This is a genomic window from Paraclostridium sp. MRS3W1, assembly GCF_032465715.1.
Lineage (GTDB): Bacteria > Bacillota > Clostridia > Peptostreptococcales > Peptostreptococcaceae > Paraclostridium > Paraclostridium dentum.
On record NZ_JAWDJM010000150.1, the window covers coordinates 1 to 6,863 of the forward strand.

Genomic DNA, 6,863 nt, shown 5'->3' on the forward strand with positions numbered 1-6,863 from the left:
TAATTAGACATAGTCATTAATTAAAATAAAATGATTATTTTATATTCTTTGTAGAAGATGAATCTTTTAAATAAGCTTCTGAAGAATTTTTCAAAGTTGAAGTCCATTGATTATTGTTTTCATTTTTTTGTTTAGATTCTGACTTATTTGTTAAATTATTTAAAGAATTTGCCCATTGATTATTAAATTCAGTTTTAGTTTTTTTAGACATTTTTAAATCTCCTTTGTTTTAAGTATATAGTTATTTTAAGCTTAAAACATTAAATTTATTCTAAATAAAATTTTGTAGTCAAATAGAATTTTATATGAATTTATACTCTAATCTATTGACACTTAATACCATTTAATGCTTATATTAAAGATATAAGTTTATATATTATATTAGGAGGTAAAAATGAAAGTAAATTGGAACAGTAAATATACGACTATATCTGTGTATTCGTTTATAGTTATTTGCTGTAGTATTATTTTTTATCGCATTGCAAGTGATACAAGTGTGTTTATGGGTAAAATAAGCAGTATTATATCTACGCTTCAACCATTTATAATAGGAGCTGTTATAGCTTATCTATTAAATTTCATATTAGTATTTGTTGAAGAAAGAATGCTTAGTAAAAACAAATTAAATAAATTAAAGCCTAAAAGTAAGAGGGCTATAGGGCTTTTACTTACTTATATAGTAGCATTTATCTTATTAGCTTTATTCATTCAATTTGTATTACCTCAATTAGTAGAAAGCATGCTTGGGCTTGTTAATGATATACCTACATATTTAACTAATTTATCAGATCTTTTAACTAAATATACAAAAGATTTGAATGTAGATAAGGAATATTTAGATATAGCAGTTACAAAACTTACTGATTTTATAAACTATTTTATAAGCGTTGCTGCGGGATTACTACCAGTGGTAGGACAAGCTTTAGGAATAGTAGCATCTAGTATATGGAATATAGTCCTTGGAGTTATAATATCTATTTATTTGCTTATAGATAAAGAAAAGTTTTGTGCATTAGGAAGAAAAGTAGTATGTGCAGTGTTTAATGAAAAACATTCTAAAAGAATATTACAGTTAGTTGATAGAAGTAATGATACATTTGGAAAATTCTTGAGCGGAAAAATAATAGATTCTGCAATAATAGGGGTGCTTACTTTTGTAGTACTTACTATATTCAAAATGCCATATGTACTACTTATATCAGTAATTATAGGTATAACAAATATAATCCCATTTTTTGGGCCTTTCTTTGGGGCTATACCTGCAACCATAATAATTCTATTCGTATCACCAATAAAAGCATTATGGTTCATATTAATAATTATAGTTATTCAGCAATTAGATGGAAATATAATAGGACCTAAAATATTAGGAGACTCTATAGGTATCTCAGCATTTTGGATTTTATTTTCATTATTAGTTGCAGGAAAGTTCCTAGGTTTAGTAGGAATGATTATAGGTGTTCCTTTATTTGCAATAATTTACTCAATTATTAAGGAAGTAATAGAGGAAAAATTAGATAAAAAAGGTCTACCTATTAATACGAACGACTATCTTAAAAAGTAAAAATAAAAAAACTATCTAAATTTAAATTTAGGTAGTTTTTTTACTTTTATAATTTAGATTCAAACGTTTGTTGGGGAATAGTTTTTTTATAGAATCTTTATTACTTAATGTCTGATAGGTAATTAAATAAAAGTATCTATTTAAGTTTAAAGTACGTGCGGTTTCGAATTTTACTTAATTTGAATAAAATAATAAATCTGATAAAATTAATATTATCGTAAAAATTTAAAATATAATTCGAAAAGGAGGTTTTATGAAAAAACAGATTTTACCTAAAACATTACTGTTTATATTTATATTTGCATTCATAAATATTTTTATTTCTATATTTGGAAAAGAAAATTCTTTAATAGGTGTTATAGTTATAACTATGTTGCTAATGCTGCTACAACGAAACTTAGCCATATCTCCAATTAAAAATACATTTAAATTGGTAGGAATCAATTTATTTTTAGGAGTATTTTCTTTTTTAGCTATTCAAAATATATTTTTAGGAATTGTTTGTAATTTAGTAGCTATGTTTATAGTAGCATACCTATTTAGTTATAATTTAAGAAGCCATTTGGATGTAGCATTTGGATTGTTATATTTATTTATGATTGGAGCGCCTGTGAGCTTAGATCAACTACCTTTAAGACTAACATCTTTAGCTGCTGGGGCTTTAATAATAATGATTTCACAAATATTAGTTAATAAAAATAAATTAGAAAAAACTAGTGATAAAGTATTAATGGATTTAGGTATTTATATAGCCCAAAAAGCTGAATACTTAAAAGATCAAAATGACTATAGTGAATCTTTGGATTTAAAAATAAACAATTCAATGAGAAAAATAAAAACTATTATTTATGATAATAGAAAAAAAGGTTTCTTCTTGACTGGTAATGGATCTAATGTTTTTAATATAGTTTTTAATTTTGAAAGAATAAATACTATGCTAGATGATTATAGACAAGATACAAGTTTGTATAATAGTGAAGATTTATCAACAATTAGCTACGAATTAAATAATTTAAAGTCTTATTTAAATAAAGATATAAATCAAAGTGAAATAAATTTTAAAAATTCGATGAGTACAGAGTTATATGAATTTTACGATGCAATGGAAAATATATATTTTTATTTAAACGAGTATACAAGTAATAGCAGTGAAAAGAATATCTATGATAATTTAGAAATTCCATATAATTTCAAAAAATCTTATATTTACAAAGATCATATAAGTACTAAGTCTATGAAGTTTACTTATGCTACAAAAGTGGCTATAGGAATTGCATTGGGTGGATTTATAATGGACTATTTCAACTTAAAGGAAGGTCGATGGATATTATATACTATATTTTCTGTTATACAACCATACACTGAAGATGGAATAATTAAAACGAAGAAAAGACTATTTGGAACTATTTTAGGGTGTATATCAGTATTTATACTGTTTTCAATATTTAAAGATCCGACTTTGAGAGCAATTATTATAATTTTCACTGGATATATAAGTGGTTATGCAAAAGAAATAGATTATAAATATGAAATGATATGTATTACAATATCAGCTATAGGTTCTGTTAGTATGCTTACTTCACCTGATGTATTTATTGTAAATAGGGTTGCATTTATTGCATTAGGTATTATTATAGCGTTAATTATAAACAAGTTAATATTGCCATATAATGCAAACACTGCATATGAAGTACTACTAGATATGTATAGAAATGTAATTAAAGAAATGGAAACAGAAGTTCAGCTATCGGTGGATGGTGATGGAAATCTTCATAAAGTAAAAAATCTTCTATTAATATCTAACCTACTAGAAGATAAGTTAGTATCTATGAATAATTTAGTAAAAGATAAAAATCAATATGAAGTCTTAAATAAAAAGAGATTATTAATTAATAGTATGTATTGCATATATTTAAAATTTAAAAGAAACAATGAAATGCCTATATACTATAATTTAGCGCAGTTAGAAGAAGCTAAAGATTTAATAATAGAAGATATTGAAACTACAAATGATATAGATCATAAAGTAATATGTAAAAATCTACTGTATATAATTGAAAATTCAGATGTTATTAAAGTATATGCATAAGCTAAAAAAAGAAATTAGTAAATCAGATGATTTACTAATTTCTTTTTTTACATTAATTTATTTCTTTTTGAATAATCTGTGTGTTTATCATTATTATAATTTAACTTTGCGCAAACACTTACTGTGTGTTTATTTCTGTGATGTTTTATTTCTAAATCACTAAACTGCGCATCATCTGCATTACTTCTTAAGTAATTTCTTACAACATCTTCAGCTGATTTTTCATCAACATCATCATATGTTTTAAAGTAAGCATTTTCGCCTATTTCAAGTGTTAAATCATAATTACCATTATCTAGTCTATTTCTCATTTCACTCATATTATCCATAGTTTACCTCCAAATTAATATTGTCATCACAATTAAGTTTATCCAAAGTAAACTAATTTTATTAGGATTATAAAAGTTTTAGTATAGCTTGTTTAAAGTCATCTTCACTAAAATCCCCATTAAAATTTATAGAGCCGAGTACTGTGCAGTAATTAGCTTCACCAGTTTTACTCCATAAAATTGAATGATTTAAAATATCCTTACACACTTTGTCTAAATCAATTCCCATAGCTTCCATGCTAAAACGCATTTTATCAGGATATCTACAAGGGATGTTATCTATATATGTACATTTTTCACAATATCTACAACGTCCCCCATCTGATAAAAGTCCATTAAATATTTTCTCTAATGGTATAAGTAAATCAGATAACACTTTTCTTAGATACGGATGCACAGTTTCTATTGAATTGTTATCATCAACATCCATATACATTGCTAAAACCAAAGAGTACTCGTGATTTTTTGTGTAGTCAGTAAATTTTGGACTATTTGGAGGACATGTATAACTTAAATTATAGTGAGGACATCCATCTTTACAAAGGCCTGTGAAATAGTTAAAATCCATATAATTTTCTAAAGTTTTATTTTTACATATATTTGCTTTTAGTTTTATATCATTTCCATCTTTTTTAAAATTTAGTGTAATCATAGTAACACTCCTATATATATTTTTTACTGATACTATAATATTATTATATCATCATACATCTTACAACATTGTTACAGTAAAAATATACAAAAAGTGGTATAATTATTTGTATGTTTTGTGATTTTATAGCAGTTGGAGGTGTCTTTTGAGGAAAAAATTGTTTATATTGAGTGGGATTGCATTATTATTTGTTTTATCTTTTGTTTGGGCTGTAAATGTATTTACTTTAAAAGAGATTAATAAAAACGAAATAGATGTCAATCAATTTATAAAATGTAGTGACGAAGTGAGTAGTTCAAAAGCTCAAGTTAATTGGCAGTATGTAGCAAGTATAATAGGGGTACAAAATAAAAATAATTTTAAAGATGTGAGTAATGATGAAATAAAAAATATTGCTAATTTATTCATAATTAAAGATGGAGAAAAATACAAAATTTTAAATTTAGATGATGTCTTAAAGAAGCTTGAATTTAGCTCTAAAGAAGTTAAGAGAACTCATGACTATGTAAGTGATTTAAAATATTTTGGGTTAAAACCATCTAGACTAAGCCCAGATGGAAAATATATGACATTTATAGACTCTGTAAAAAATAGTGCTATCTATAATTATAATAAGTACAAAATTTTACCATCTATTACTATAGCTCAATCTATACTTGAGTCTAATTGGGGTAAATCTGAACTATCTTCTAAGTATAATAATTTATTTGGAATAAAAGCAAATAATGCGTGGAAAGGTGAGTATGTTAATATAGAGACTAGTGAGTATTATGATCAAGTAATCACTGATAAATTTAGGGTGTATAAAACAAAAGCAGAATCTATACAAGACCATGCAAAATTTTTAAGTGAAAATCCTAGATATAAAGAAGTTCTTACTAAAGCTACTTATATAGAACAAGCAGAAGAACTTCAAAGTGCTGGGTATAGTACAGTTTCAGATGAAAGTGGGAATTTAACATATAAAAACTTATTAATAGAGATAATTCAACAATACAACTTACAATTAATCGATAGTTATGTTCAAGAAATAAGAGAATAGAACAAATGTTCTATTCTCTTATTTCTTTTTGTATGTGTTTTTATTTATAAGTTCTTCTCTAATGATATTTCCTTCTTCATCTAAATATACTCTATAAGTAGCTACCTTAACTTTATCTTCTTCATAATTGCTTTTTGTTATAAGGTAAAGTCTTTCTCTGTCTTTATCACATCCATAAATTTTAGATGTAATAACTCCTTTATTTACTGTGTTTTTAATATAAACAGGATGCATAAGGGGATTTTCAAATTTAAAATCTGTATACCCATAAGATACTGCAGCATCTCGACCTGCAGGTGCATATTTTGATACAAATGTATGATTATGAACTTCTGATATATTCATTCCTGAAAGTAATGCAGCATTATATATTGTGGTAGACACTTGACATACTCCACCACCTTCGCCATTTACATATTTGCCACCAACTATAACCTTAGCTGTTTTATATCCGTTATGCCATGTTCTAGCGCCTGTAGAATTATTATATGAAAACTCTTTATGAGGCATTATCAATTTATCGCTGGTACTGCTTGCTGCAACATTTATATTATTCCCTCTAGAAGTCGTATAGTTAAAAGTAGTACTGAATTGACCTAGTACTGTATTTATAGAGTTAACATTTTCTGTGGTTACTTTAGGATTAACAGTATTTACTGGAATTTTTAAATCTTTTATGTTCTTATTTGATATCATATTATATATGGATTCTTTTAGCTTAATTTTATCAACTTTCTTACCATGTTTAGATTCAGTCCTTTTAATAGAACCATCATCGTTTATAGCTATAGTAGCATTAACTTCTTTTATATCTATTTCTTTGCAGATATCATTAATTAGTTTACTTAACTTAACTTCATCATAGGTACTAATTAATTTTATACTGTATTTGTCCTTAAATCTTAAATTTGATTTTCTTTTTAGGTTTACCAATATATCATCATTTCTAGTAAAAAAATAAGCTTCTTTAATAGCTTTATCTTTATTGAATTTCAAATTTATATCTGATGGATTTATAACATAAGTCTTGTCTCCATAGATTAATTTAATTGGCTTTTCCTTATATTTAGATTCAACCAAATTTAGTGCTTCCTTAAATGTTAAGTATGAAATATCAATATCTTCTACATATATATTTTTATATATTTTAGATGAAGTATCAATTTCTGATTTATTAATCCCTATTC

At 25.4% G+C, this 6,863-nt stretch carries 7 protein-coding genes; 3 read left to right on the forward strand and 4 right to left on the reverse strand.

The genetic code is table 11. From position 1 onward, the window contains the following. Nucleotides 1–34 precede the first annotated feature (34 nt). A complete protein-coding gene (locus RWY47_RS12210; RefSeq protein WP_021431259.1) occupies nt 35–211 on the reverse strand; it encodes a hypothetical protein in 177 nt (58 codons plus the stop codon). Nucleotides 212–394: 183 nt separating this feature from the next. Here RWY47_RS12210 and RWY47_RS12215 point away from each other — a divergent pair, with 183 nt between their 5' ends. After that, nucleotides 395–1,564, forward strand: coding sequence for an AI-2E family transporter (locus RWY47_RS12215; RefSeq protein WP_025162606.1), 1,170 nt, complete (start codon nt 395–397; stop codon nt 1,562–1,564). A gap of 253 nt (nt 1,565–1,817) precedes the next feature. Next, entirely contained in the window at nt 1,818–3,653 is a 1,836-nt protein-coding gene (locus RWY47_RS12220; protein WP_224170308.1) for an FUSC family protein, read from the forward strand. 47 nt (nt 3,654–3,700) lie between these two features. Here the strand turns inward: RWY47_RS12220 and RWY47_RS12225 are convergent, their stop codons facing one another. After that, on the reverse strand, nt 3,701–3,982 hold the full coding sequence (locus tag RWY47_RS12225) for a hypothetical protein (protein WP_021431256.1): 282 nt from the start codon (nt 3,980–3,982) through the stop codon (nt 3,701–3,703). 67 nt (nt 3,983–4,049) lie between these two features. Next, nucleotides 4,050–4,634 carry a DUF2284 domain-containing protein gene (locus RWY47_RS12230; protein WP_025161901.1) on the reverse strand — a complete coding sequence of 195 codons (585 nt, stop codon included), beginning with the start codon at nt 4,632–4,634 and terminating at the stop codon, nt 4,050–4,052. A 145-nt stretch (nt 4,635–4,779) separates the two neighbouring features. Here RWY47_RS12230 and RWY47_RS12235 point away from each other — a divergent pair, with 145 nt between their 5' ends. Further along, on the forward strand, nt 4,780–5,676 hold the full coding sequence (locus RWY47_RS12235; RefSeq protein WP_168931215.1) for a glycoside hydrolase family 73 protein: 897 nt from the start codon (nt 4,780–4,782) through the stop codon (nt 5,674–5,676). A gap of 18 nt (nt 5,677–5,694) precedes the next feature. On the opposite strand, the gene RWY47_RS12240 is transcribed toward RWY47_RS12235, so the two are convergent. After that, nucleotides 5,695–6,863: VanW family protein (locus tag RWY47_RS12240; protein WP_316030341.1), on the reverse strand; the 1,169-nt coding region annotated here is incomplete at its 5' end.